This window comes from Hyphomicrobium sp. 99 (assembly GCF_000384335.2).
In the GTDB taxonomy this organism is placed as follows: Bacteria; Pseudomonadota; Alphaproteobacteria; order Rhizobiales; family Hyphomicrobiaceae; genus Hyphomicrobium_B.
In genome coordinates this window covers 1,428,424-1,454,187 of record NZ_KQ031382.1, presented here as the reverse complement: position 1 = coordinate 1,454,187, position 25,764 = coordinate 1,428,424, and the positions used below count along the sequence as shown (strand labels likewise).

Here is a 25,764-nt window from a genome sequence, read left to right as displayed (position 1 = left end):
AACGATTCAGTCCGAAGACGGGGCTAGATATTTGAGTGCGGCGGTGGACGCCGCGCCGCCAAGGACGCAGGGAATGCCAGCTTCGACCTGCCCCATCACGCCCGCTGCGACGCAGCCGAGAGCGAACACGGTTTGTCCGGCCTGTCCCCACCAGTTGTAGTTACGTAGACTTTCCGGCCCTTTGGCTTTTAACTCATCGATCGATGCGAGCGCGTCCTTGCGCAGTTTCGAAAGTTCCAGGGTTTCGGCGGCGTCGATGACTTCGGTCAGCGGCTTTTTGAGTTTGGGATCGCTGTCGGTCGAAATCTTTTTCAGGAGCGTCAGTAGATCGTCGTTGCGCGAGGCATTCTGCGCGAGCGTCCACTTCGCCATCGCGCCGACCGTCAATAGGTCGACCTTGTCCTTATCGAGGGAGAGCTCCAGCGCCGCGACGATGCGGCGGATGGGTGCTTCCCAGCCCGTCGCGAAGTAATAGCCCCAGTTGAGATCGATGACGCCGGCGTCATCCTTGATCGAAAGCCCCGTAAGGGTCGGCTTATCGCCGAACATGTACTTGTCGATCAGAACCTTGCGCGCCGGCATGCGTTCGACGAACTTCGACATCGTGTCGCGCCACCGCGGGAGGCCTGAGTAGGCGATCGCCTTGACGACAAGGACCTGATCTTCCGGCGGCAGCGGAAACATCTTGGCGATGAGATCGTCGGAAATTTCTGGATTGGCGCCGAGCACGCCGGCCACGAAGCCGATGTAGACGCCGGCCTGATCCATTTCTTTGATCGCGCCCAGCGCCGACATCGCTTTGACAGCCTCCGACACGCGGCGGGGCTCAGGATTTTTGCGATAATCGTTGATCCATTTTAGAAGCTCTTGGCTATTCTGAAATGGCTTGGGCGGCTTTTCCTTCATCGGCTTCGCGAGCGCAAAGGCCGGTAAGATAACCATCAATAATAGGCCGAGAACGGCGATGACGCGACGCATAACACCCCCTCGGCGCTGCCTTAATCCCCAATGTCGTAAAGAGCTTGCACACCACGCCCCTGGCGTGGTGATTTTGTGGCGCAACGCCCATGCCTTGCTTGACCTCGGCGGCAGCCCAACTTTAGGTGCGCCATGACCGAAGAGCCGACCACATTCACATCGCCGCCGGAAACGCCCGCAAAGACGGGGACGGAGGTGATTGGCGCATATCTGAAGCACCTGCCGCAGAGCCCGGGCGTCTACCGGATGCTCGATGTCGCAGGCGAGGTGATCTATGTCGGCAAGGCGCGCTCACTGCGCGCTCGTGTCTCGAACTATTCGCGCCTCCAGGGTCATACGAACCGCATAGCCCGTATGATCCTCGCGACTTCGTCGATGGAGTTCGTGACGGTTCGGACCGAAGCCGAAGCGCTTCTGCTCGAAGCAAACCTCATCAAGCGCTTTCGTCCGCGCTTCAACGTGCTGATGCGGGACGACAAGTCGTTTCCGTACATTCTCATCTGCCGCGACCATGCGGCGCCAGCGGTGATGAAGCATCGCGGCGCCCGAAATCGCAAAGGCGACTACTTCGGTCCCTTCGCTTCGGCGGGAGCTGTCAGCCGCACGGTCAACATGCTGCAGCGGGCATTTCTTCTGCGTTCGTGTTCCGACAGTGTCTACGAGAGCCGCACGCGACCGTGCCTGCTCTATCAAATCAAACGCTGCTCGGCGCCATGCACGGGCGAGATCGCGCTCGACGAATACAACGTTCTTGTCGATGAGGCCGAGCGGTTCTTGAGCGGCGGCAGCCAGACGGTGCGCCGCATGTACCAGGAGCTGATGCAGGAGGCTGCCGACAAACTCGAGTTCGAGACTGCCGCCAGATACCGGAACCGGCTTTGGGCGCTCGCGCATGTCACGGCGGACCAATCGATTAATCCGGAAGGCGTGGAGGAAGCCGACGTGTTCGCCGCCTACCAAGACGGCGGGCAGACGTGCATCCAGGTCTTCTTCTTCCGAACCGGCCAAAACTGGGGCAACCGCGCCTATTATCCGAAGGCCGATCGCTCGCTCAATGTCGAAGAAGTTCTAGATAGCTTCATCGCGCAGTTCTACGACGATAAGCCCGTGCCGCGGCTGATCCTCCTATCGCACGACATTCCGGATCGCGATCTTCTCGCCGAAGCGTTGTCGACAAAGGCGGAGCGGAAAGTCGAAATCCGCGTGCCGTCGCGCGGCACCAAATCGACGATCGTCGAGCACGCGCTATCGAACGCGCGCGAGGCCTTGGGACGCAAGCTCGCGGAGAGTTCGTCGCAAGCGCGGCTTCTCGAAGGCGTCGCGGAGAGGTTCGGACTGTCCTCGGTACCGCGCCGGATCGAAGTCTTCGACAACAGCCACACCGCCGGGACGAACGCGGTGGGCGCGATGATCGTCGCGGGACCGGAAGGTTTCGTCAAAGGGCAGTACCGGAAATTCAACATCAAGTCTCCGGATACGACGCCGGGAGACGATTATGCGATGATGCGCGAGGTGCTGACACGACGCTTCAAGCGCATCGCGGAAGCTGAAGTCATCGATGAAATCGAAACCGAAGTCGACGAGATCACGGCGGACGTCAGCGGAGGACCTTTATCCCCCGTCGTCGTTGCCGAAGACGATACCGCCGAAGAGCGCGCGTTTCCCGATCGGCCCGATCTTGTTCTGATCGACGGCGGGCTTGGCCAGCTTTCGGTTGCGCGCGAAGTTCTTGCCGGGTTCGGGCTTCATGACATCGCGCTGATCGGTGTCGCCAAGGGTCCGGATCGCGATGCTGGGCGCGAGCATTTCCATTTTCCCAATCGCGAGCGGCCGATCATGCTCGAAGCGAAAGATCCGGTTCTCTATTTCGTACAGCGGCTCCGCGACGAAGCGCATCGCTTCGCGATCGGCACGCATCGAGCGAAGCGCGCGAAATCACTGGGCGCAAACCCGCTCGACGAGATCGAAGGCATTGGACCGACGCGCAAACGGGCGCTTCTCACGCACTTTGGCTCGGCGAAGGCCGTATCGCGGGCCGGTATCGAAGATTTGAAGGCTGTGGACGGTATTTCCGCCGATATGGCCAAGAAAATCTACGACTTCTTCCACGAACGCGCGGGATAGTCGCGGGGGTCCCTTTAGAGGCTAGCCAGATGCATGCCCCCTGCCCTAATTTCGCGGCACTTGGGGGCGATGGGCCTTCCTACTGATTGTCATTCCATTGTTGTCATTCAAAGGCTCTGTTCTGCCGATGCTGAGACGTGCATTTGCGATTGTTGCGATAGCCGGTCTTTTCGCCGTTCCGGGCGCCTTCGCCGCGGACGAAGCATGGACTCCGGCCGTCACACCTGTCGCGGCTGCGAAGTCGGCGGCACCGGCACCGAATGCTGCGCCAGCTGCAGCTACGGCACCCGCTGCCGCAGCACCAGCGCCGGCTGCGCAACCCGCTCAAGCTGCTCCAGCGAATGCACAGGCTGCGCCTGCAGGACCTGCCGCAACGAATGCTCCTGCAGTCTCCCCTTCTGCGCCCGCTCTAGAACCGGCAGCAGCAGCGGCGCCAGAGGCGCAGCCTGCGCCGCCCCCACCGCCGCCTCCGCCTGCGCTTCCTCCCGAAGTCAGCTCGACGATCAGCAACATCGTCGGCGAAATGGATGGGGCTGAAAAAACCCTGTCGACGATTTCGGGCGTGAACAGCGATCTTGGCCGGCTGCGCGATGATATCGACGGCGTGATCTCGAAGACGACACAGACGGCGGACGGACTCCGCCCACGTCTTTCCGATCTGCAAGTTCAAATCAAACGTCTCGGCGATCCGCCCGCAAAAGATGCGCCGCCGGAAGCAGCCGCCGTCGCTGCCGAGCGCGCGCGGCTCGACGTTCAGGCATCCGAGGTTTCGGGCGCAATCAAGACGCTCGAAGTGACGTGGTGGCGCGCGCGTCAGGCCATCGACAAAATCACCGATCTCAGGTTGCAGATGTTCGTGCGCAGCTTGACGGAGCAGATGTCGAGCCCGTTGCTGCCGGATTTCTGGAGCGACATCGAGCGGCAGAAGTCGAGCGTGCAATGGCGCCTCAAATACAATGCCGAGGATTGGTGGAATTCGATCAATCGGCAAAAGGGCAGTGTGCTCGTCCTCCTCGCGGCGGCTATCGGTCTCTACCTGCTGCTGAAGGCGGTTGCGCTCGCCGTAACGCGATACAGGCCAGGACCCAACGCCACCCCGCCGAGCTTTTTCGAACGTGCGGCATCGGCTGCGTGGATTGCGCCCGTCAGAGCCATTCCGGGCGTGGCCGCAGTCTTATTGCTCTATGGCGGGTTCGAATACCTGGGCTTGCTCTACTATCCGACCGCGGCACCCGTCGGCGGTGCGTTCTTCCGCTACGCGCTCGTATTCACCGCTGTCTCGGCTCTCATCATTTCCGTGTTCGCCCCGCACCGGCCCGAACGGCGGCTGATGGCGCTCTCGGATCGCAGTGCGCGGCGTATCACTGTGCTCCTCATCCTTCTGGCGCTGATCTATTCGATCGATCTCTTCCTTTCGAAGTTCGGACAGATCCTTTACTTCCCGCTGTCGATGAGCGTGGCGCAATCGCTCTTCACGAGCCTCGCTTTCGCGTTCGTTCTAATCGGATTGTTGCTCACGCCGTTCGAGTCGAGTGAGGCCACGCTCGCGCGGCCCGTCGGGCGCAGCGAGCCCATTTGGCTCAAGCTGCCGCTTTGGATCGCTGCAGCGGCGATCATCGGCTGCTGCCTGTTTGGGTACATCGCCCTCGGACGCTTCCTGGCGCAGCAGCTGGTGATGACCGGCGTCGTCGGTCTCATCGCAATGCTTCTCTACCTCGCCATTCGGGCGTTCACGCGCGGAAGTACGACGTCTCGCGGGCACATCAGCGTGATCCTCGAAGAGCGGATGGGGTTCGACGAGCTTCGCCGCAAACAGCTCGGCTGGTTGACCGAGGTCGTCCTGACGCTCGGCGTCGCGTTCGTCACGATCCCGATCCTGCTGCTGCAATGGGGTTTCGCCGCGCCTGACATCCGGGACTGGCTGCAGCGATTGCTGTTCGGTTTCGAGATCGGACAAATCCGGATCTCGATCGTCAAAATTCTGGTCGGCATCGCTATTTTCGTCGCGCTCGTGTTCGCCACGCGCATCATCCAGCGCCGCCTGCGCGACAACGTACTCATCGCTCCAAAGATGGACGCCGGTATTGCGAACTCGATCGACACCGCCGTCGGCTACGCCGGTACGGGTCTCGCCGCGGTCATCGCGATCTCGTATGCGGGCTTTAACATTACCAATCTCGCCATCGTCGCCGGTGCGCTTTCGGTCGGTATCGGTTTTGGCCTGCAGTCGATCGTCAACAATTTCGTCTCGGGCCTCATCCTGCTCATCGAGAGGCCGGTCAAGGTCGGTGACTGGGTGGTGATCGGCAATGAGCAAGGCACCGTTCGAAGCATTTCCGTCCGCTCGACCGAAATCGAGACATTCGACCGGGCGAGCCTGATCGTGCCTAATTCCGAGTTGATTACGGGCCGCGTTTTGAACTGGACGCACCGCAGCGCTCTTGGCCGCGTGGTGATGAAGTTCTCGGCCGGGCCTGACGTCGACCCGCGGCGCGTGCTCGCAATTCTGACGGAGTGCGCCAATCGGCATCCGACCATTCTGCGCGAGCCCGCGCCGATAGCGGTTTTCGAAGGCTATACGACCGAGACGACGGACTACTCACTCAGGGTCCTGCTGCCCGATATCACGCATGGGCTCAGGGTGCAGTCGGATCTCAGAGTTGCCGTCTACGAGGCCCTGCGGCGTTCGGGTATTGTCGGGGCGACTGCGGTGCCCGCGGCGGCTTCCTGACCGCCGGTGCGGCTTTCTGCCCGGAGATTCATCAATTGGGACCGACGCTTGCTGTCTGGGGATTGACGGCCCCTCGCCGCTGCGGCTAACCCAAATTCATGGATCACGTCGCGCACCGCTCGATTTCGACGAGCCTGCCAAATATCCTGACCTACGGCCGGATGGTGGCGGTACCCGTGCTCGCGGGCGTCCTGTTTTTCGGATCCGGGGAACTTGCGCGCTGGCTGGCGTTCGCGATCTTCGTCGTGGCGTGCGTTACCGATTGGCTCGACGGGTATCTCGCGCGGATCTGGGAGCAGCAGTCGAACCTCGGCCGCATGCTCGATCCAATCGCTGACAAGCTGCTCGTTGGCGCCACGTTGCTTATGCTTGTTTACACCGACACGATCGGCGGATGGGCCATCTGGGCGGCGCTCATCATCCTCTCGCGCGAAATTCTGGTTTCTGGGCTTCGGGAATTTCTCGCCGAGCTCAACGTCAAAATTCACGTTACGCAACTTGCGAAGTGGAAGACGGCCGTTCAGTTCGTTGCGCTTGCCATGCTGCTCGCTGGACCGGCCGCTGAAGGCATCGTGCCCGGAACGACGGAAGCCGGCGTTCTGCTTTTGTGGATTGCGGCACTTCTTACGCTGGTGACCGGCTACGACTATCTGAAGGCTGGAATTCGCCACGCGATCGATCGCTGAGGGCGCCATGACCGAAAAACCGAACAACTTGAAGCCGAGCGCCGGCGAGATCATCCTGCGTTATTTCGCTTGGCTGCGCGAGCGCACTGGCCTCAGCGAAGAGCGCTTAGTGTTGCCGCCGGAAGTTCTGACGGTTGGCGACCTGCTACTTTGGCAGTCGCGGCGCGGGCATCCTTTCGACCAGGCCTTCGCCAAGCCCGAAGCGATCCGCGTTGCGATCGACCACACGCACGCGAAGCCAGCTGCGCTGATCGCCTCCGCGCGTGAAATCGCATTCTTCCCTCCCGTGACCGGAGGCTGAGATGACCGTTCGCGTTGCGGAGGCTGATTTCGACGTCTCGGAAGAGATGTCCCGGCTGACGGCAGGCGACACCGGAATCGGCGGCGTCGCACTTTTCGTCGGCAAGGTCCGTGGCGAAGTCCAAGGCGAAGCGCTCGTCTCGATGACGCTCGAACATTATCCCGGCATGACGGAAGCCGAACTCGAACGCATTGAAGGCGAAGCCCAATGCCGTTTCAAACTGTCGGGCTCGTTAATCGTCCATCGTGTTGGCGAGCTGAAACCCGGCGACAATATCGTGCTCGTCATCGCGTGCGCGCCACACCGGCAGGATGCGTTTGCTGCGGCAGAGTTCCTCATGGACTACCTCAAGATGTATGCGCCATTCTGGAAAAAAGAGACACTTGCCAGCGGCGCTTCTAGATGGGTAGCAGCACGCGCAAGCGATGATGAAGCGGCCGCTGCATGGGCTGCAAAAAGCGAATAAACGCCGCTCACGTCGTCTCTCGAAAATTCCATTTAAAGCCCTTAACGAGAGATTAACTGCTGTTGCCCGATAACCTTAACGACCGACTGTTCCGACCGCTAAAACGCCATCATCCCTCGGCACATAGGTGCGTCTACGGCGCACTTGGTTGGATGAGCGCGCCTAGGGGGATTGCACTTATGCGTAGCTTGGCTCGACGCGCATTATGCAGCGTCTTCGCCGCGGCTTTCGCGGCCGGGGCAGTATGCCCGGCGTACGCCAGCGACACGGCTCCCACCGGTCAGGCAACCGATCTGCAGATGGCGACGGTATCACCGGTTCCGGCACCAACTCCCGCAGCCCGCGCCGGCGGGACCCGTTTCGTCATCGGGCTTGCAAGCAAGGTCGACTACCAGGTCTTTTCGCTTGCGAACCCGAACAGGGTCGTCGTCGAGCTTCCTGAAATCAGCGTACGGCTACCGGCGCTCGAAGGCAAAGGACCGACAGGTCTCGTCAAAAGTTTTCGCGCCGGTCTCGCGGCTCGCGGCAAGACGCGCGTCGTGATCGAGGTTACGCAGCCCGTCGTCGTCGAAAGCTCGAATATCAACAAAGACAAGGACGGCCAGTTCCGGCTCTCGCTTGCAATCGTTCCGGCCGACGCCGGAATCGCGGCTCCTCAGAAAGGCATGGCGCAGCCTTCGGCTCTCGGCGCGACGGCCACCTTGCAGCCGCCCGTGCCGCGCCTCGCCGAAAATCCGAGGGAGCGTGCGGCGAAGGCTTTCAAGCCGATCATCGTTCTCGATCCTGGCCACGGCGGTCATGACTCTGGCGCGGAAAAATTCGGTACGATCGAGAAGGATGTCGTTCTCGCCTTCGGTCTCGTACTGCGCGAGATTCTCGAGAAGACCGGGCGCTACCGGGTGCTGATGACGCGGAGCGACGACACGTTCATCCCGCTCGATGAGCGGACGAACTATGCCGAGCGCAACAAAGCGAACCTCTTCATCGCCATTCACGCCGATTACTCGGACAACGGCTCGCGCGCGCGCGGCGCTACGATTTATTCGCTGCGCGACGGCGTCGCGAAGTCGCTCGAACGTTCAGCCAAAGGCAGCTCGGCGCAAAAGGTTTTGACCAAGGACGAAATCGACACCGTCAAAAGCGCCAACGGCGATGTCGATATGATCAAAGACATTCTTGCCGATCTCGCCAACCGCGACCTGGAAATGACGCGTGAACGCAGCGGCATGTTCGCGAAGACGGTCATCGAAAACATGGGCGAAAGCACGCCGCTTCGCGAGGAGCCCGAACAGCAGGCCGCTTTCCGCGTGCTGAAGACGGCGCAGTTTCCATCGGTTCTCATAGAGCTTGCCTACGTGACGAACCGCGAAGACGCCAGCAACCTCAAATCCGGCGGCTGGCGCGAGAAGGTTGCGCAATCGATCGCGACCGCGATCGACAATTACTTCTCATACGATATCGCACGACTTCCTATGTGATTGGCGCTTTCGACACCGCTGCGCGGCGCCGGCCGGAAGCGCGCGTCTCGCGGCCGGCTCCCTGCAGGGGAGTCGCGAGGCGCAAACAAAAAAGAGGCCGGCTCAAATAGAGCCGGCCTCTTTTTTTGCGTGGCAGGAGTTCGTCGCACCGACTCCTGCATGCATCAGTTACCTCCTACATGGAGGATATTTGTTGTGTTGTCGCCAGAGCAGAAACAGCCAGCGTCTCCTCGGCAAATCGTGCGAGGAGCGGGCCTCGCTTGATCGGAGAAAACCGGTTGGCTGGTGACAGCGCTTCTGCATGAGGCACTCCATCTTCCAGGTGTCCGCCAGCTCGCTCAGGAGAACGAGTGTTCCGATATCGAGACAACGCACGCGGACTCTCAGCACACGGGCTCGCTGAGCGGCGCGCTAACGTCTGAAGTTCAGTATCGGAATCGCGGAAAGGGTTGGATAGGAACGTGAAGCTGCCGAACCTGGACCAGAACGACGCTCCCTCGGGCAGCCCTATCCATTGCTGCCACGCGCCGTTCGAAGCCATCTGCCGGTCCATCCGGATCCGGTTCAGAGAGAAAAAGGGCATCGACCCTTGGTTCTCGCTCTGACGCTCGCACAAAGTTGTAAGGACACACCCAACAACGCTTCACGATTCAGAGGCTACGCGATTCGCGTGACAATTCGTGAGATCAGCAACATATCGCGGAGGGACAATCAGCCGGACGCGCGGACCGTCGGCAAGAACCTCGATCTTCGAGATGCCGCCATGGTCGCCGTCGATCTGGAAAGGCGTGGCATTCCACCGGCCGATCGTGGCGGTCGTCACCGGCAAGACGTGCACGCCCTTGGGTCTCGTTTCCGGACGGGCCAGCCAGCCGAGGCCAAGTGAGACGAGATTGGCCGCGATTGCGCGCCGCGAGCCCGCTTCCATCACCACGGCCATGAGAGTGTCCCGACCGAAGCCGGCATCCTCAGTCAACTTGAACAAGCTGCCGTAGCGGCTCGCGAATGTGAGGATCACCCAACTGGCGTCAAAGCGTCTTCCGTCGAGCTCGACGTCGAAAATCGTGGGCGTTTCAGCGAGCGTCCGGATGACGGGATAGACGTACGCGCCGCGGCCGAAAGCACGTTTCGTGCGGTAATTCAGCTTCGAGACGATGCGCGCGTCGAACCCAGCGCCCAGCATCAGGAAAAAGGGTTCACCGTTGACGAGGCCGCCTCGCGCTTCGATGTGCTCACCATGCAGCAGAACATCGGTGATGGCTCTCACGCTCTTCGGGAGGCCGATCTCGTTAGCGAGAACGTTGCCCGTCCCAAGTGGAATGAGACCGACCGGCAACTCGGTTCCGGCCGCCCCCGTCGCAACGGCGCGGAATGTGCCGTCTCCGCCCGCTGCGATGACGGCGTCGCACGCGCTCAGTTTTGCCAAATCTGAAACGCGCTCCGCGGCTTCCGCGGCGCTACGCGCGGGGACCTGGAAGACTTCCGATTGGCTTTGGCGCAGACGGGTGATCACGCCATCAAGTAGGCGCGGAACGGCGACACCAGCCGTCGAATTATAAACGAGTGCGAAGCGGCTGCGCATTTTAAAGCCGTACCCATAAGACAATGGCGGCACCACCTGATGCCGCCATCGAAAGCCTATGAGTAGAAGCGGGTATGCGCCTTCAACGGTCCCGTCAAGCTCGCGGTGAGCCAGCGGCTGGTTTAGGGACGGGCCCCCTCCAGCACCGCAGGGGATTCGGCCTGCCGCGCGGTCGAGGTGACTGCCTTCTGCACCTTTTCGAAGGCCCTTACCTCGATCTGGCGGATGCGTTCGCGGCTGACGCCGAACTCCTCCGACAGCTGTTCGAGTGTTGCAGGCTCCTCGCTCAACCGGCGAGCTTCGAATACCCGGCGCTCACGATCGTTCAAGACCGACATCGCGGACGAGAGATAGGACTTCCGCCGAGACAGCTCTTCGTCCTCGACAAGGCGATCCTCCTGCGTGGGCGTATCGTCGACCAGCCAGTCCTGCCATTCGCCGGATTCCGATTCAGCCCGGATCGGCGCATTGAGGGACGCGTCGCCGCCGAGGCGGCGATTCATGTTCACCACGTCCTCCTCGGGCACGCCGAGCTTCGTCGCGATCGTCTTCACGTGTTCGGGCTTCAGATCGCCGTCGTCCAGCGCCTGAAGCTGGCTCTTCGCGCGCCGCAGGTTGAAGAAAAGCTTCTTCTGCGCTGCCGTGGTGCCCATCTTCACAAGGCTCCACGACCGCAAGATGTACTCTTGAATCGACGCACGAATCCACCACATCGCATATGTGGCGAGGCGGAAGCCTTTATCGGGATCGAAGCGTTTGACGGCCTGCATCAGGCCGACGTTTCCTTCGGAGATCACTTCCCCGATTGGCAAGCCGTAGCCGCGGTAGCCCATCGCGATCCGCGCGACGAGCCGCAAATGCGACGTCACCAGCTTTTCGGCGGCGTCAGAATCCTGGTGTTCCTGCCAGCGCTTGGCGAGCATAAATTCCTCGTCAGGCGCAAGCATCGGGAATTTGCGAATTTCTTCGAGGTAACGCGTGAGGCCCAGCGAACCGCCGGCCAGTGACGGAAGACCTTTAGATGCCATTGCCCTCTGCTCGGACCTTCACCCGTTTCCGGTTCGGCCCGTGCTCCCTTCATATTGCGGGAGTCTCTACGCTCCCCCAACGCTTGGTGTTACATAGTAGTGAAATCTAGAAATTCACTATGGGTTCCCGTCACTTCGTCTTGATCGGACGTGACGATATCCCACATATGCCAGCTTGCTATTTCAAACGGCGGCCGCGTCTCTTATCCGTCGCCAGTCTTTGGCTAGGCTTCAACGCCTCTCCAAGCTGTTGAAGGTCGGCGGGCAATTTACTGCTAAACTTAAGCTTTTTGCCAGAAATCGGGTGTTCGAACTCGAGTTCGGCCGCATGCAGCGCCTGCCGCGTCAGGCTCGAAGCCACATCTTTTGCGCCCTCGTGGAGAGATGCGAGACGCGTCTTAAATCCGGCGCCATAGGTCGGGTCTCCCACAACCGGATGGCCGATATGCGCTAAGTGCACGCGAATTTGGTGCGTCCGACCCGTTTCGAGGACGAGGCGCAAAAGCGAGACGTCGCCGCCAGCCTTTTCTCCGGGAAAGACATCTATCACTTCATAGTGCGTCTTGGCGCTGCGGCCGGCTTCGCCTCGCGTCACGGTGATTTTCATGCGGTTGGCTCGACTGCGGCCCAGGCGGGCATCGATTGCACCGGCCGGCAGCGGGAGCCTTCCCCAAACGAAAGCGAGGTAGCTGCGGTGGAGGCGGCCATCGCGACCGTGGCTCTGGAACTGCTCCGCCAATCCCTGATGCGCCGCGTCGGACTTGGCGACAACCAGCAAACCCGTCGTGTCCTTGTCCAAACGATGGACGATGCCCGGCCGCTTGACACCTCCGATACCCGAGAGGCTGTCCCCGCAGTGGGCAATCAGGGCGTTTACGAGAGTGCCCGACGCGTGGCCCGCCGAAGGGTGCACGACGAGACCAGCGGGCTTATCGATCACGATCAGATCGTCATCTTCATAGACGATGTCGAGCGGAACATCTTCGCCCTCGACGCCGGTCTCTTCCGCCTCGGGGAGACTGACCGAGTAAGTAACGCCCGGTTTGACCGGTGTGCGCGGCTCCCCTATCGTCTCGCCGGCGCGAACATGGCCATCGCGGATGAGAGATTGGATACGAGCCCGGCTCATGCCATCGATCTTCGAGGCGAGCCAACGATCAACGCGCTGGCCAGCATCCTCGGGACCGGCAACAACCTCGATGGGGTTTGGTATTTTTTCGTCGATGGGCACGGTGCTCGAAACTATCAGAAAGAAATCCTCGTGATGACCAATGATCAGCCGCAGTCAACTTCGGCCGACTTGTTGCGCGAACAGCGCCTTCAGCGCAATCTCAAGATCGTCGTTGGTGGTCTGGCCGCCCTCATTCTCCTCGGCCTCGGCGCGGTCGCGGTCAAGGTCATCGGTCTTGCCTCGCACGGCCCTGCGGCCGTGCAATCGTCGCGAACGGTCAGCGTTTCAACTGGTGCGACGCTTTCGTTGGAAATCCCCAAGGGTGCGCGGATCGTGTCGGTGTCACTGTCCGGCAACCGTCTCGTCGTCCATCATGAGGGACCGAGTGGCTCCGGAATCGCAATTGTCGATATCGACACGGGGCAGCGCGTCGCCGACGTGAAGCTCGTGGAGGCGTTGCCGCACAATTAGCGAAGGGCGCAGCCCCGGGTCGGCTCGGTGGGCACATAATTCATTCAGGTTGTAATTGCCACGCGCTTCAGGGCTTGATCGGCCGCGAACACTCGACTACACGTCCTTTGCGCCTGCCCCGTTCGTCTAGTGGCCCAGGACACCCGCCTCTCACGTGGGCAACAGGGGTTCGAGTCCCCTACGGGGCGCCATAATTCAGCCACAATCGCCGCGACGCCGTGAAATTGGGCGTAACAGTGTGGGCTTCGTTTATAGCGAAGCGCGCGTCCTTCAGCTTGCGGGTTCTGAGTTCGAGATCCTCATAACCGCGTTCGAAGTCTGCGAACATTTTTTACTTCGATGGTTTTGCTAGCTGATCTCCTTCGCTTACCAATCTTCCCACGCATATTGATCGATCTCATAACTCCGACAACCCCCGATGTTTGCGATTGGGGAATTGGGGGGTTTGGCAGGGCTTGGCGGGGTTTCACGATTTCGCGAGCACCATTATCGAATGGCACACGGTGATATGCGGGCCGATAATTAGGTATGGTTCTCGTCATCGACTGCGCCAAACGATAGGGCGCAGTCGAGGATATTTCGAGGTGGGAATATCCTGCTGGAGGAATGGTCCAGAGTTGGCCTTGAACAGTGCCCATTCGAGAGCCCTGGGTCCGTTCGGGTTGCCGGTCACTGCAAAGTTGGTCCAAGCCGCCACGGGCTGGTCGGACAGCTTGACCTCGGTGCCTTGCAGCTCGCGCGGCAGGCCGGTCTGCTGATCGAGATTCACGCCGAGAATTCCGCCCGAAAAATTCTGGAACAGGAACTGAATATCCACGGTGTGGTAGGCGAGGGCCTGGAAATGACCCGTTGGAGAGTAGGCGTTCGGCATCTGCGGGAAGTTGAACGGCGCCCTCGTGTAAGTGAAATCGTAAGCGTAGGTCGGAATTTTCGACGCCCACAGATTTGCAATTTGGCTACAAGATCCCAGAAGCGGAAGTCGCCTACTACATGACCGGCGAGGCGGCGGCCGTCGCCGACCACGTCCGCTAATGAATGCATTGCTTCAGGTGTCGATCTTCTCTGCGATCTCGATGGCATCATCGACTTCGATCCCGAGATACCGGACGGTGCTCTCAATCTTCGAATGCCCGAGCAAAAGCTGGACTGCCCGCAGATTTCCGGTGCGCCGGTAGATCAACACCGCCTTTGTCCTTCTCAATGAGTGGGTACCGAACTTGGCCGGATCGAGCCCGATGCTGGCCACCCACTCGTGTACAAGCCGGGCATATTGCCGAGTGGTGAGCCCACTTGAGCCATCGCCTCGACCCGCGAACAGAAACTGACCCGGCTTTCGTCCCGTCCATCGCAGGTACTCATCAATCGCTAGACGGGTCTGGTCGGTTAGCTCGAAGCGCACTGGCCTGCCGGTCTTCTTCTGCTTGATGGTCGCGCGGTCCATTGCATAGCCGCTCGGCGCAACGTCATCGACCCGGACGGCTACGACATCACAGCCACGCAGCTTGCTATCAATGGCGAGATTGAACAGTGCGAGATCGCGCGTTCGCCCAGTCATCTGGAGCTTGGTTCTTATCGACCAGACGTGACTGGGCCTGAGGGGCGGCTTTGCGCCAATAAGCTTGCCTTTGTTCCAGGGCGGACGGCGTGAGGGGTTCAGCTCTTCAGTATGGTCTTCCATGCTCTGTCTCCTTCATTGAGAGACAGAACAGCATGCGCCCGTCGCAACCCAGCAGCGGATCTAACGGCTGGTTTTGGGCAATTTCTTCCGTCATCTGGTTACCAACCGTCAATTTTGACCCTTTGCAGAAATTCCGAGTCCGGACGATCGGCTCCCGACGACTTCAGCTTTGGCTGAGAAGGGGGGGCATCCGGCAGCCGCAAGATGGGCAAATTCGATTGACTGCGAAGGACAACCACAATGAGCGCCGGTAATCGGCAGGAAGAGTTGTGGGGTCAATGTTGCCTCGGCAGGTCTGTAGAACCAAGTCCGTCAAAGGTGACGAGCGGTGGCTTGAATGCACCGATTTCAAAGAAGGCGTCGCAGCCAGCCGAGAACCGTAATTATCGGACCGGCGAATTCCTCAAGGTTCCTCCTGCGGGTGTGTGTGACGCGCCGCGACGACCTGGTGCTCATGCTCCCGATTATGAGGCCCCATGGTCCATCCGCCGGGTTTGCGCGGGTCTGTAGTGCGATCGATCTCACGGCCGGCCACGCACTGCTATGATCATTGCCCCCGCATCTGCGATCGCCACGGCGCTGCTGCTCTGCCTGGCGCGAGAGTTCACGCGCGTCCCAGCCGACGCCTGAGAATTTAGCCACATCAGTTGGGTCCCTTTTATAACAGCAGCATTGGGTTATCGGTCAGCTAGGCTTGCCGCCGACGGGGGCCGAGCAACGCTCGACTCACCGGCAAGTCTCGGAGCATTGCGCAACAGAAGCTATCTTCGACGCTGGCAACTGGATCTCGCGTGATCGCACTCCCGAAATGCTCCGAGACCAATGGGAGGCCCAATGACTAATCAATTGCTGCATTGCGATGCTTGATTATTACGCAAAGCGCAGCGCAATCGGCACGCAATTACGATTTACACATCATACGCATCGCTTTAGTGTGGATACCGCATTCAGCGTGTAGCTTGAATGCTGATCGGGCAGCGCACATGCGGAGGGATATGATGCAAGAGACGGTGGTGCCGGCACCTACGGGAGGAGGAGCCACCGTTGGCTCCGAGGAGCGACAGCTCATCCGTTCTATCGATTGGACGGGCGCTTTCTGGATCGCGAGTGGTATACCGGCAGCTTTTCTATTTTCTATCGGCGGCATCGCGGGAACCACGGGCAAACTTGCCTTTCTCGTGTGGATGATCTCCATCACGATGGGCTTCTTTCAATCGTTCACATACGCAGAAATTGCGGGAATGTTTGCAAACAAGTCCGGCGGCGCATCCGTCTACGGTGCAACTGCTTGGATCCGATATTCGAAGTTGGTTGCGCCGCTGTCGGTCTGGTGCAACTGGTTTGCGTGGTCGCCGGTCCTCTCTCTCGGCTGCGCCATCGCTGCGGCCTACTTACTCAACGCTTTTGCGCCGATTCCCTCGGTTGACTCCTCAGTCGTCAAAGAGTGGGTGAGTGCACATGCGGGAACTGCGATCGATGCGCAGCGTATCACGGAGTGGTTGGCGGCAAACGCTGGCAAGACCGCTATCGACGCTCAGCAAGCGTTACTGCAGTCGGATGCAGTAGCTGCTCTGACGCCCGCCATTCGAACCTGGGAACTCGCATCTTTCGATATCCTCGGCCTTGCGAGCGCGCATCTGAATGCGACGTTCTTCATCGGCGCGGCTTTGATGTTGATCATCTTTGCGATCCAACATCGCGGCGTCGCCGCCACAGCGGGCGTGCAGAAACTCATTGGCATGGTGGTGATCGGCACCATTGCGGTGGTCGGGGTTACGCCCATTCTCATGGGTAAAATCGATTGGAGCAATTTTGCCAACCTCGTGCCGCCAGCTGCACCCTACTCGGCCGAGCCGGGTGCCTGGAGCAATGGGGGCTGGACATTGTTTTTGGGCGGTTTGTTTATTGCCGCTTGGTCGACTTACGCGTTCGAGAACGCCGTCTGCTATACGAGCGAACTCAAGGATCCGAAGCGAGATACCTTCAAAGCGATCTTCTACTCGGGTCTCCTCTGCCTCGTGATGTTCTCCTTGGTGCCCTTCACATTCCAGGGCGTCCTAGGCGTGCAAGGCATGCTTGATCCCTCGATTTTGGATGGTTCCGGCGTTGGCGCTGCTTTGGCCGGCATGGTCGGGGGCGGGCCTGTGGTGCTCTCGCTGCTCGTGGGGCTAATGATTTTAGCAGTAGTGCTCAACATTATGACTGCGATGGCAGGCTCCTCGCGCACGCTCTACCAAGGCTCCGTCGATGGCTGGCTGCCGAAGTATCTTAGCCACGTGAATGAAAACGGCGCACCTACGCGAGCCATGTGGACGGATCTAGTTTTCAATCTTGGCCTACTAGCGCTCGCATCCGATCCCGCTGGGTATTTCTTCGTGCTCGCAGTGGCCAATGTCGGCTACATCATATTCAACTTCCTCAACCTCAATGCGGGCTGGATCCATCGTATAGATTCTCCGCATGTAGAGCGTCCCTGGCGTGCGCCCACATTCCTAATCGGGTTCAATACCCTCCTTGCGTTTGTGAACTGCGTCCTGCTTGGAGCTGGTGCGAAGGTCTGGGGTTATTCAAATGCTCTCTGGGTCGGATTCGGTTTTGCGGCCCTCATCATACCGGTGTTTATCTTCCGCCATTACGTTCAGGATAAGGGCCAGCTTCCGGCATGCGCGCTCATCGACTTGGGTGTCGCGCAAGGTTCTCTTGGCGAGCGCCGGGCCGGCATCCTCCCTTACGTGGCGCTGATTGCAGGCGTCGCCGTAGTTTTGGTTTCGAACGAATTTTTCCAGCTCCCCTGAGAATTGGCGGCCGAAGCACACGCTCGTGATGTGCTTCGGCCTTCACTTTTTCAAGGCGGCATCAAAATACGCAAAGCGCAGTGTAGCGCTCTTGCAATTACGCAATCATCAATTAAAGTCATATATCGTTACGCTTTAAGCAGGATGAGACTTGGCCAATAGAGAAAAAATGGGAGATAACTCTTATGTCAACAAAGACAGATAGAGGCGCCGAACCAACGGTCAATCTGACCGGCCCGGGAAAGACCAATCCCGTTCCGAAATATCATCAGTCCTTCAACGACGCCTTGCCGAGTAAAGAGAAAGTCGCGGAAGTGCGCCAGCGGCTCGAGAAAGCTGGCGTTAAATACGTGATCTCCTGCTGGATCGACCTCTTTGGAGTTCCAAAAACGAAGCCCGTGCCTATGACGGACTTTGAAGATCTGTGTGCCGGCAAAGGACCGCAATTTGCGGTGCATTCGATATCCTACGTGCCCGAATTGACGTCTGCGGATTCGGATCAGGTGATGGTCCCCGACTTGGATGCCGTTTACATCTGCCCCTGGGATCGAACGACAGCCTTCATCTTTGCCGACTTGTTTTGGGAAGATAAGCCTTACAATGTTTGCCCTCGCCAAGCGCTGAAGCGCGCGATTAGTGAGGCGCATGACGCTGGCTACGTTGGCTATGCGGGCATTGAGCCTGAATTCATTGTTATGAAGTGGAACGAGGAAGGGCAGCCGGTCAAGGCGTTCGACGACGATCCCGCGCCAGGAAAGGGACTGCGTCCGCGTAGGCAGGCATTCGGCTACGACGTGGAATACACGACGAACTCGATGCCGTTCCTCAAAGAGATGATCGACATTTTGAACGAACTGGGCTGGAGCCTTCATGACGTTGTCGCGGAGGGCGCCTACTCGCAGTTCGAATTGGACTTCCATTACACGCACTTGCTCGAGATGGCGGACCGTCTCGTGTTCCTTCGCATTTTGTTGAAGGAAGTCGCGAAGAAGCATGGGATGTTCGTCACCTTTATGCCGAAGCCGACGACCGGAGACTGGCGCTCGGGCGCGCATATCAACTTCTCGCTGCGGCCGACGTCGTCGCCCGACAAAAACCTGTTCCAGACGAAAGAGGGTGGTTGGTCAGACGAGTCGCGCTACGCAACGGGCGGACTCATCGCGCACTCCGAGGCGATCACCGCTTTGGCATGTGCCACGGTCAACTCCTACAATGGCCTCGTCCCTCGAGTTGGTGGCTTCGAAGGTGGCACCGTAACTTGGGCACCGACCAACATCACTTACGGTTTCAACAACCGCTCGGCGCAGTTCCGGCTGCCGCAGAGTCGCTACTGCCTCGAGAACAGAGCGGCTGACATGACCATGAACGTCTACTTGACCCTTGGTCTGACGCTAGCTGCTGCGGTCAAAGGGATCACCGAGAAGATCGATCCCGGAAAGCCGACGGATCGTGACCTTTACAGCATGACGAGAGAGGAAATGGATCAAGCTGGTATCCGCCGCTTGCCGAAAAATCTTTCCGAAGCACTCGAATATCTGAGCAAAGACGATCTGGCTGAGAAGGTGCTAGGACCCACGATGCTCAAGTCTTACCTCGCCTACAAAGTCGACGAATGGGAGCGCTATCATCAGTCGGTGACCGATTGGGAGGTCAAAGAATATCTCCGCCTCTACTAAGGGCGTTCAGGCGCGCGCCATGTCACGATGGCGCGCGCCGACTTAGACGGACCCAAGGAGAGAGATATTTTGGACTACGAAGTATTCAGGCTCGGGAATGTCGAGCTGCAGTCCGGTGAAGTTCTGCTCGACGGGCAATTGGCTTTCAAAAGCTACGGCGAGCTAAACGCCCGGAAGGACAACGTTGTCGTGCTGCCAACGTTCATGACCGGAACGCATCGTCGCAATGAGGGCTTCTTCGGCCCAGGACGAGCGCTCGATCCAAGCACGCACTTTATCGTCTCGATGAACATGTTCGGCAACGGGGTATCGAGTTCGCCGACCAACGCCCACCCGCAGCAAGCTGGCAGCAAGTTCCCGAAAATCACGATCTTCGACAACGTTCGCTGCCAGCACCGCGTGCTGGTCGAACGCTTCGGCATTAACGAACTTGCATTGGTCGCCGGATGGTCGATGGCAGGTTGCCAGGCCTACGAATGGGCCGCGCAATATCCTCAAATGGTGAAGGCAATTCTGCCGTTCTGCGCCTCGGCAAAAGTATCGCCACACAATTTCGTATTCCTTGAAGGTATCAAGGCTGCCTTGCTCGCCGACAGCGCATGGAATGGGGGAGACTATCAAGCCCCGCCTGAGCGTGGGCTGAAAGCATTCGCAAGGGTCTACGCCGGCTGGGCGTACTCACAAGAGTTCTACCGAGACGGACACTTCAAAACCCTCGGCTACGCATCTATCGAAGATCTTCTTGTCGACTGGGAAAACGACCACGTCGAGAACTGGGACGCGAACAATCTTCTCACCAAAATCTGGACGTGGCAGCACTCGGACATCAGCGCCAATGCGACCTATTCGGGTGACTTCGCGAAGGCGCTACGAGCAATAGAGGCGCGCGCCATCGTCATCCCTTGCCGTAAGGACCTCTACTTCCCGCCGGAAGACAATCAGCTTGAAGTTCAGCAGATGGCGAACGCCGAACTCTGCGTCTACGATTCACCATTCGGGCATTGCGTGGCGAGCCCTGGCAACGACAAGAAATTTGAGAGGTTCCTTGACGGCAAGATCGCAGAGTCGATGGCGTAGGGTCACTACGCCGGTGGTTGAATCGTGAAATCGCGTTTCAGTAGGAACTGGTTCTTGAACATTTGTATGCCGGTCATGATTTCTACCGACCCTATGCCCGGATCCTTATAGACATGGTCGTTCATGAAATCGGAGAGCTCTCCTTCGGCCTCGATCACCACCTCCACCAGTAGGTCGAACCGTCCCCCGACCCAAAGAACATAGACCGCTTGCGGATGCTTTCCGATGCGCTGAGCCACTTCTTCCGGCGTATGACCCGGCGCTATCTTTATGCCTAGCATCGCATCGGACCGGTAAGTGATTGACGCCGGATCGACGATCGCAACGATCGCAAGTTGTCCCGCTTCTTTCATCCAATTGACACGATTGCGAACAGTGCCTTCAGAGACGTCAAGCGTCTCAGCAATCGTGCGGAACGACACTCGGCCGTCTTCTTGCAGCATGCCCACGATCCGCCGATTGAGCTCGTCATACGGAGACGAAAAAGTACTGTCCGTAGTCGGCGCAGGTTTAATTAGGTTGGACATGAGTAGCTTTCTTGTTGTGTCCCGTTTGAAGTGCGCAGAGAGGCGCACGACTATTGCAAGTCTCACTTAAAGGATAGCGGATCGCGATCTCAAGACAAGGATCGCCAATTAGGGAATCCGTGCTCCAGCGCACTCTTAGCTGACAGAACTAGGATTGTCGTGTACCGGGCCATAGGCGCGACTTCAAACAAGCCGGTTGCATCGTGGGAAAAGGTTGGTCGGTAGCTCACCGAAGCTCTCCTTCTTATCCGCATGAGACCCAAGGCGCGAAAGCGGACTGATTTCTTCTGAAATGAAAGCTTTCGCCAGCGACAGCGCAAGCCAATTGCGTCTGCGATTCTGGTGAGCGTGCTGACGCTTTTGTCGATATCGCGCAGGGGGACTCGAGATGCTGTTAGGGGTTTTGCCTACGCTTTCGATTTTATCGGATAGGTGCCACAAAGAGACTTGGCTCCAGGCCGGGACGCTCGCCTCAGACCGAAAGCAGAAATTAGCCGCCTCATGCTGAGCTATCGATCGGATTTCGACGTAAGTGTCCGCAGATGGCCCCGAGCGCCGTCAGGCTGACGGCGGCTTTCAGACCATCGCGACAGAATGCGAACGGCTGAAGGTCGATCGACGGTCGATCCCATTAGCGGTCATTGCCGGGACCGTAGTCGGCGCCCCGTTGCAATCGCCGACTAGGTCTCCTCACAGGGGTAATGCTGCCATCAGATGTCGATCTTCTCAGCCATCTCGATCGCATCATCCACCTAGATGCGAAAAGGGGGGGCTGCTGCAGAGCCTGTCCGAAAGCATTGAATCACGCTTCAAAGACGATATCAGCGATTACCTTGCAGATGTACGCGGCGACCGAGGCGCGGCGGCCGCATAAAGTTGGCGAACGGCAGAGAAAGCGTTTCTCTATCGACAAGGTCCTCTCACAAGTATGCGCGCGACAACAGCACGCGCCTCGATGATTTCTGCGAGGAGGCTATGCGCGCCGCCAACGATGCCATCGACCAGCCGGTGGGCAAGCGATCGACAAAGAAGCCGCGCCGGTGAACGCCTCAATTGAAGTCGATAGCGTCGGGTTTCCGAGCAGATCAGGCTTGGCTGAGCAGTTCAAGCCGCTTGCGGATCGCGTAGATAAACGCCCTGGCCGGACGGAACACGGACCAGGGCGCTGCGCGTCAAAAGTTCAGAAACTTTAGACTGACGCTCGGCATTCGGAGGCGGTAACGGAGGCGGCGGCAGTGGAAGAATGCGCGATGAGGGTGGAGGCGGCGCAGGGAACCGTCACGACTCGGGCGGTGGCGATAGAATGCGTCACGGCCGCGATCAGGGCGGCAGCGAGAGGATACGCAATCACGATGGCGACGGCGGAACAGACCATCATCGACGCGGACACTGGCGCGGTTTGCGTCACGGCTGCTGATCTCTCAGCGTAATCCGAAATTTCACTTGAGGTCGGAAGGCTGACGCCGTCCGACCTCTCTCAGCCCGATGATATTGATGACATCCACCCCGAGGCTTGAGGTGCGCAGGACAGCTTAAGATTAAGAGGAACAACGCGGCTCGCAGGCAAGTTGCCCTATCAGCGCGTTCGTGCGCTTCGAGGACGGCTTTAGCAGCCGAAGGTGGAGAAGAAGACCATGAAAAACAAAAAGCATCTGACCGCGGGAGCGGTAGCACTTTGTTCTACGTTCGGATTCACAAGCCTTTGTCTTGCGGCGGAAAATGCAGGAATGAAGATGAGCCAAAGCGAGTGCACCAATCTTTGGCAGCAGGCTAATCCGAGCAATTCGAAGGGACTGACAGCGAGCCAAGCCAAGGGTTATGTCTCTAATTTCAAAGCGGCCAACCCGGATGGAGACGCGACAATCGATCAGACGGAATGGATGAGCGCTTGCAACAAGGGCCTCATAACCAATACCTCGAGCAGCGGTGCTTCAAGTGGCGCTTCTGGGAAAACGTCGGACCGCACTCCGGGGGACGCTTCTCCAGCCCGCACTCCAGGCTCAACCTCGGCCGGTGCGCCGGGCACAGACGCCGGCCAGACGCCGGAGGGTACGTCTGACCGAACTCCCAACTAGTACTTTGCGATGAATGTAGGTGTCGGCCGGACTAATCCGGCCGACGCCACATCGGAATCGATCAGCGCTCAGTTTTTGCGACGGTATCCGGATCGGCGGATATCTTCGCATCATGGTCCTTCTTACCGAAGGGCCGGTCCGTCGGCAGCTTCTTGCCCTCTGTCTGAGTTTTGTGGTGCTTACCGCCGGGCGGGTCGGTCGCGTTCGTCGGATCATTGTAATTCGTTTTCGACATGTGCGTTGCTCCGGTTCTTCTCGAAGAACAGCGGAGCTTCTACAGCGGTTCCTGAAAACTTCGGCCTTTGAACGGCGGCTCGATGCGACGAGCCGCTCTCCGACTTGGTTTTGCTCCTGACCTCTGCGCGCATGCGCGCACCGAAAATCTAAGCGACCTCGTTCTCTTGATCGCACAGCCGTCGCGCAGGTATTGCATATTACTGAGGCAGCATCCCCTGTGCTAAGGTCCGGCAGCCCTCCGTCGAGCCGTCATTGTTTTGTACCCCGAGACGCGCACTCGCCTTAGATGGACGACAAAGGAGTTCAGCATGCCCATACTCACGACAGCCATCGCCACCTTCATCATCCTGGTGTTGATCGGGGTTATTGTCGGTCTCATCTTCAATCGGGGCGGACGTGGCTGGCTGGGGCGCCAAGTAGCTCAGGCCACGGGCGTTGGCGACGTGACCTACGCTCTCGTCGGAATTGCCGGATCCTTCATGGGCTTCCACGTTGGCGTCATTCTTGAGCTCCTGCCGAGCGTTTTACTCTACATCGCCGCTATAGCGGGTGCGTTCCTGACTTTGATCCTTTGGCGCCGAGCTTGAGGGAGAACATGATGGACAAGTGCATCACACTACGACCATCCCTTCCCTAGTCATGAACCTGGCCAGCTTCCGTCAGCTTTTCTCGATCGATAAGCCGCTCCTGGAAGTTCTGTATGAGTACTCGCGCGACAACCGCACGTGCTTCGATGATCTGTACGATGAGGTCCTGCGCGATCTTATGAAAAACAAGGGCCAACCGATCACCTTTCATGAAGACTTGCGTCAGAGCACCAAGCTGATCGCCGCCAAAGATCCCGTCGACAACGCGCATAACGGCGAGCGCTTGCCGAAGAAGCCGCGCGCGTGAACGCCTCAATATGAGGTCGCTGGCGTCAGTTTCCGAGCAAATCAGCCTTGACTGAGCAGTTGAGGCATCTTGCGGATCGCATAGATAAACGCCCCAGCTGGAGGGAACTCGGACCCCGCCTATCGGCTACTTTTCTGAGTCTACCCAGCGTCTCCTCCTCCGTCAGCAAAACTTGGCTTTCCGCCTTTCGGCGCGTTTGCGCTCGGGTTGACATTGGATCGCCGTCCATCGGATTTGGGCCCCTGAAAATAGTTTGTCATCGCTTCAACGCAGAGGGGGTTCAGTCCTTTACCGCCCGCTTCCAAAATTTCCTTCAGTTCATTGCGCATGCGCGGGTCCCACGTATTGTGAATATGCTTGGCAACGCCATCGAGCGCTTCGGGCTTTGGGTAGACGTCGAAGAAGTCCGTGATCTGATTAGCCATACGAACTAGGTCGGAGCTTTTCACAGTGCTCACTCCTTTTTTGGCCTACGACAGCGTAGAACCGCCAGCCGTTGTTCTGAAGCCCTTTCAAGTTTCGAAACATTCGTGAGCGACTACCTGTTCCCAGCGGAAGAGCCGGAGTCGGCACCAATCTTCAAATCGGGAGGTATCTTCAACAAACAAAGGTTACGCCATGCCGCTAGTCGACATTCAACTCACCGAAGGCGTCTTCGACGACAACAGAAGCAAGCGATGATCACCAACGTCACCGAAGCGATGGTGGCGATTGAGGGCGAAGCTATGCGCGGTTTGAAATGGGTCCGTGTGCACGAGTTTGCGAGCGGGAGTTGGGGAATAGGAGGCAAGGCCTTAACGATCGCCGATGTCAAAGCTCTGCAACGCGGAGGCGCGCGACGAGCACAAGCGCCGCAAGAGAGTTACTCTCGCGATTCCCCGAGCTGATCGTACCTGATGCTATAGGGCTCAGGCATGGCGTGGATTAGCCTTGTATTGCAAGTCGTGCATCGAATGCGTCGTTCTAAAACCTTCAGCGGCATGTCCATGGCGATACCATGCTTCTCCGTGTAAGCCCGTGGCCAGGCCATGGCACGGCGCTGACAGCCACAACGGCCGAGGATGATGCGAATGCCACGCTCCTCGCTGTGCGCCAAAGTCACGGCTTTCGAGGCATCGCCTAGGCAACCCATGAAAGGCGCGATCGACTTCACCTTCGGTCGGATAGAGCCTCGCGTTAAAGAGCGACACAGGCGAGCCTCAAAACATGGCCGCCGCTCCCAATCTCCCCACACCCGCTTAATCTAAGTAGGCAAATTCCCAGTCACGAATGATTAGCTTCGAAACTTAAATGGCCGCCGGGGAGTATCATCCCTAACGGCCGAGCTATTTTGCTCATGCCGCAATGCCAGCATGTGCTGAGCGAGATTTCCGAGGAAACAAATGAAAGTCAATTCGAGTGCCTTAATGGCGCTGGCCGCTGGTCTTGCGCTCAGCGTATCCGCCGTCACGGCCACCGCTGGTCCCCATACGGACGGTGGTGGGGGTAGCGGCATGGGTCATTCCAGCGGGGGCGCGGGTCGCTCAAGCGGAACTGGACGTAGCGGCGGCATGGGCCATAGCTCGCATGGTATGGCAGGCAACTGGAATGGCGGCAATCGTGGCCATGGCGGTCATTCGCACGGTGGCAGAGGCTATGGATTTGGCTACGGCTCCGGCGTTTACATTGGTGACGGTTCCGATGACTACAGGGATTGCTATTACCGGCACCACCGTCGCGTCTGTCGCGATTAAACACACCAAGTTTTGACACCATGTTGGCCCCAGCCCTATTGCATTGGGGCCAACAG

Annotated in this window: 25 protein-coding genes and 1 tRNA gene; 16 read left to right on the top strand and 10 right to left on the bottom strand. The window is 58.8% G+C overall.

What is annotated here, in order from left to right; translation table 11 throughout:
- Positions 1 to 6: 6 nt before the first annotated feature.
- Positions 7 to 978, bottom strand: a complete 972-nt coding sequence (locus tag G359_RS07085; RefSeq protein WP_052699243.1) for a hypothetical protein — start codon at positions 976 to 978, stop codon at positions 7 to 9.
- A gap of 132 nt (positions 979 to 1,110) precedes the next feature.
- Between G359_RS07085 and uvrC the strand changes: the two genes are divergently transcribed.
- The 6 genes from uvrC to G359_RS07055 all read left to right on the top strand — a co-directional run bounded on the left by uvrC (position 1,111) and on the right by G359_RS07055 (position 8,764).
- Positions 1,111 to 3,102 carry an excinuclease ABC subunit UvrC gene (gene uvrC / locus G359_RS07080; protein WP_052699242.1) on the top strand — a complete coding sequence of 664 codons (1,992 nt, stop codon included), beginning with the start codon at positions 1,111 to 1,113 and terminating at the stop codon, positions 3,100 to 3,102.
- Between the two features lie 127 nt (positions 3,103 to 3,229).
- Complete coding sequence (locus tag G359_RS07075; protein ID WP_082073070.1) at positions 3,230 to 5,833, top strand: mechanosensitive ion channel domain-containing protein; 2,604 nt, start codon at positions 3,230 to 3,232, stop codon at positions 5,831 to 5,833.
- Between the two features lie 98 nt (positions 5,834 to 5,931).
- Positions 5,932 to 6,519, top strand: coding sequence for a CDP-diacylglycerol--glycerol-3-phosphate 3-phosphatidyltransferase (gene pgsA / locus G359_RS07070; protein WP_045835545.1), 588 nt, complete (start codon positions 5,932 to 5,934; stop codon positions 6,517 to 6,519).
- A 7-nt stretch (positions 6,520 to 6,526) separates the two neighbouring features.
- Positions 6,527 to 6,820, top strand: a complete 294-nt coding sequence (gene moaD / locus G359_RS07065) for a molybdopterin converting factor subunit 1 (RefSeq protein ID WP_082072854.1) — start codon at positions 6,527 to 6,529, stop codon at positions 6,818 to 6,820.
- Between the two features lies 1 nt (position 6,821).
- A complete protein-coding gene (locus G359_RS07060) occupies positions 6,822 to 7,286 on the top strand; it encodes a molybdenum cofactor biosynthesis protein MoaE (RefSeq protein WP_045835544.1) in 465 nt (154 codons plus the stop codon).
- A gap of 299 nt (positions 7,287 to 7,585) precedes the next feature.
- Positions 7,586 to 8,764: an N-acetylmuramoyl-L-alanine amidase gene (locus G359_RS07055; RefSeq protein ID WP_245279952.1), complete on the top strand. Its 1,179-nt coding sequence runs from the start codon at positions 7,586 to 7,588 to the stop codon at positions 8,762 to 8,764.
- A gap of 643 nt (positions 8,765 to 9,407) precedes the next feature.
- Here the strand turns inward: G359_RS07055 and G359_RS07050 are convergent.
- From G359_RS07050 to G359_RS07040, 3 genes are all read right to left on the bottom strand, one after another.
- The gene (locus G359_RS07050; protein ID WP_045835542.1) at positions 9,408 to 10,346 is read right to left on the bottom strand and encodes a diacylglycerol/lipid kinase family protein; all 939 of its coding nucleotides are present in this window, start codon (positions 10,344 to 10,346) and stop codon (positions 9,408 to 9,410) included.
- 122 nt (positions 10,347 to 10,468) lie between these two features.
- Positions 10,469 to 11,374: an RNA polymerase sigma factor RpoH gene (gene rpoH / locus G359_RS07045; protein ID WP_045835541.1), complete on the bottom strand. Its 906-nt coding sequence runs from the start codon at positions 11,372 to 11,374 to the stop codon at positions 10,469 to 10,471.
- Between the two features lie 178 nt (positions 11,375 to 11,552).
- Positions 11,553 to 12,503 carry an RluA family pseudouridine synthase gene (locus G359_RS07040; RefSeq protein WP_371199045.1) on the bottom strand — a complete coding sequence of 317 codons (951 nt, stop codon included), beginning with the start codon at positions 12,501 to 12,503 and terminating at the stop codon, positions 11,553 to 11,555.
- Between G359_RS07040 and G359_RS07035 the strand changes: the two genes are divergently transcribed.
- Positions 12,483 to 13,016 carry a hypothetical protein gene (locus G359_RS07035; protein ID WP_245280150.1) on the top strand — a complete coding sequence of 178 codons (534 nt, stop codon included), beginning with the start codon at positions 12,483 to 12,485 and terminating at the stop codon, positions 13,014 to 13,016. The two genes, G359_RS07040 and G359_RS07035, sit on opposite strands and share 21 nt — an antisense overlap.
- 115 nt (positions 13,017 to 13,131) lie before the next feature.
- Positions 13,132 to 13,207 (top strand) — tRNA-Glu (locus G359_RS07030).
- On the opposite strand, the gene G359_RS20395 is transcribed toward G359_RS07030, so the two are convergent.
- From G359_RS20395 to G359_RS07020, 3 genes are all read right to left on the bottom strand, one after another.
- The gene (locus G359_RS20395) at positions 13,195 to 13,344 is read right to left on the bottom strand and encodes a hypothetical protein (RefSeq protein ID WP_156150701.1); all 150 of its coding nucleotides are present in this window, start codon (positions 13,342 to 13,344) and stop codon (positions 13,195 to 13,197) included. The genes G359_RS07030 and G359_RS20395 overlap by 13 nt on opposite strands.
- 210 nt (positions 13,345 to 13,554) lie before the next feature.
- On the bottom strand, positions 13,555 to 13,968 hold the full coding sequence (locus G359_RS07025) for a carboxylesterase family protein (protein ID WP_256363874.1): 414 nt from the start codon (positions 13,966 to 13,968) through the stop codon (positions 13,555 to 13,557).
- A 93-nt stretch (positions 13,969 to 14,061) separates the two neighbouring features.
- On the bottom strand, positions 14,062 to 14,694 hold the full coding sequence (locus tag G359_RS07020; RefSeq protein WP_045835537.1) for a tyrosine-type recombinase/integrase: 633 nt from the start codon (positions 14,692 to 14,694) through the stop codon (positions 14,062 to 14,064).
- A 995-nt stretch (positions 14,695 to 15,689) separates the two neighbouring features.
- Between G359_RS07020 and G359_RS07015 the strand changes: the two genes are divergently transcribed.
- From G359_RS07015 to G359_RS07005, 3 genes are all read left to right on the top strand, one after another.
- Positions 15,690 to 17,489, top strand: a complete 1,800-nt coding sequence (locus G359_RS07015; RefSeq protein ID WP_371199044.1) for an APC family permease — start codon at positions 15,690 to 15,692, stop codon at positions 17,487 to 17,489.
- A 185-nt stretch (positions 17,490 to 17,674) separates the two neighbouring features.
- Positions 17,675 to 19,165 carry a glutamine synthetase family protein gene (locus G359_RS07010; protein ID WP_082072852.1) on the top strand — a complete coding sequence of 497 codons (1,491 nt, stop codon included), beginning with the start codon at positions 17,675 to 17,677 and terminating at the stop codon, positions 19,163 to 19,165.
- 66 nt (positions 19,166 to 19,231) lie between these two features.
- Positions 19,232 to 20,242 (top strand): alpha/beta fold hydrolase, encoded by a 1,011-nt coding sequence (locus G359_RS07005; RefSeq protein ID WP_197077626.1) that lies wholly within the window; start codon positions 19,232 to 19,234, stop codon positions 20,240 to 20,242.
- 5 nt (positions 20,243 to 20,247) lie between these two features.
- On the opposite strand, the gene G359_RS07000 is transcribed toward G359_RS07005, so the two are convergent.
- Positions 20,248 to 20,769: an Lrp/AsnC family transcriptional regulator gene (locus G359_RS07000; RefSeq protein ID WP_045835536.1), complete on the bottom strand. Its 522-nt coding sequence runs from the start codon at positions 20,767 to 20,769 to the stop codon at positions 20,248 to 20,250.
- Between the two features lie 1,250 nt (positions 20,770 to 22,019).
- Between G359_RS07000 and G359_RS06995 the strand changes: the two genes are divergently transcribed.
- Both G359_RS06995 and G359_RS06990 read left to right on the top strand, forming a co-directional pair.
- Entirely contained in the window at positions 22,020 to 22,199 is a 180-nt protein-coding gene (locus tag G359_RS06995) for a hypothetical protein (protein WP_045835535.1), read from the top strand.
- A 297-nt stretch (positions 22,200 to 22,496) separates the two neighbouring features.
- A complete protein-coding gene (locus G359_RS06990; RefSeq protein WP_156150699.1) occupies positions 22,497 to 22,844 on the top strand; it encodes a hypothetical protein in 348 nt (115 codons plus the stop codon).
- 61 nt (positions 22,845 to 22,905) lie between these two features.
- Here the strand turns inward: G359_RS06990 and G359_RS20390 are convergent, their stop codons facing one another.
- The gene (locus G359_RS20390; protein WP_156150698.1) at positions 22,906 to 23,079 is read right to left on the bottom strand and encodes a hypothetical protein; all 174 of its coding nucleotides are present in this window, start codon (positions 23,077 to 23,079) and stop codon (positions 22,906 to 22,908) included.
- A 310-nt stretch (positions 23,080 to 23,389) separates the two neighbouring features.
- Here G359_RS20390 and G359_RS06985 point away from each other — a divergent pair, with 310 nt between their 5' ends.
- Together G359_RS06985 and G359_RS06980 are read left to right on the top strand one after the other, a co-directional pair.
- Positions 23,390 to 23,668, top strand: a complete 279-nt coding sequence (locus G359_RS06985) for a hypothetical protein (protein WP_045837759.1) — start codon at positions 23,390 to 23,392, stop codon at positions 23,666 to 23,668.
- Positions 23,669 to 23,687: 19 nt separating this feature from the next.
- Positions 23,688 to 23,975: a hypothetical protein gene (locus G359_RS06980; protein ID WP_156150697.1), complete on the top strand. Its 288-nt coding sequence runs from the start codon at positions 23,688 to 23,690 to the stop codon at positions 23,973 to 23,975.
- Between the two features lie 140 nt (positions 23,976 to 24,115).
- Here the strand turns inward: G359_RS06980 and G359_RS06975 are convergent, their stop codons facing one another.
- A complete protein-coding gene (locus G359_RS06975) occupies positions 24,116 to 24,400 on the bottom strand; it encodes a formate dehydrogenase subunit delta (protein ID WP_045835532.1) in 285 nt (94 codons plus the stop codon).
- 957 nt (positions 24,401 to 25,357) lie between these two features.
- Here G359_RS06975 and G359_RS06965 point away from each other — a divergent pair.
- Positions 25,358 to 25,708, top strand: a complete 351-nt coding sequence (locus G359_RS06965) for a hypothetical protein (RefSeq protein ID WP_082072850.1) — start codon at positions 25,358 to 25,360, stop codon at positions 25,706 to 25,708.
- The last annotated feature ends 56 nt before the right edge of the window (positions 25,709 to 25,764 follow it).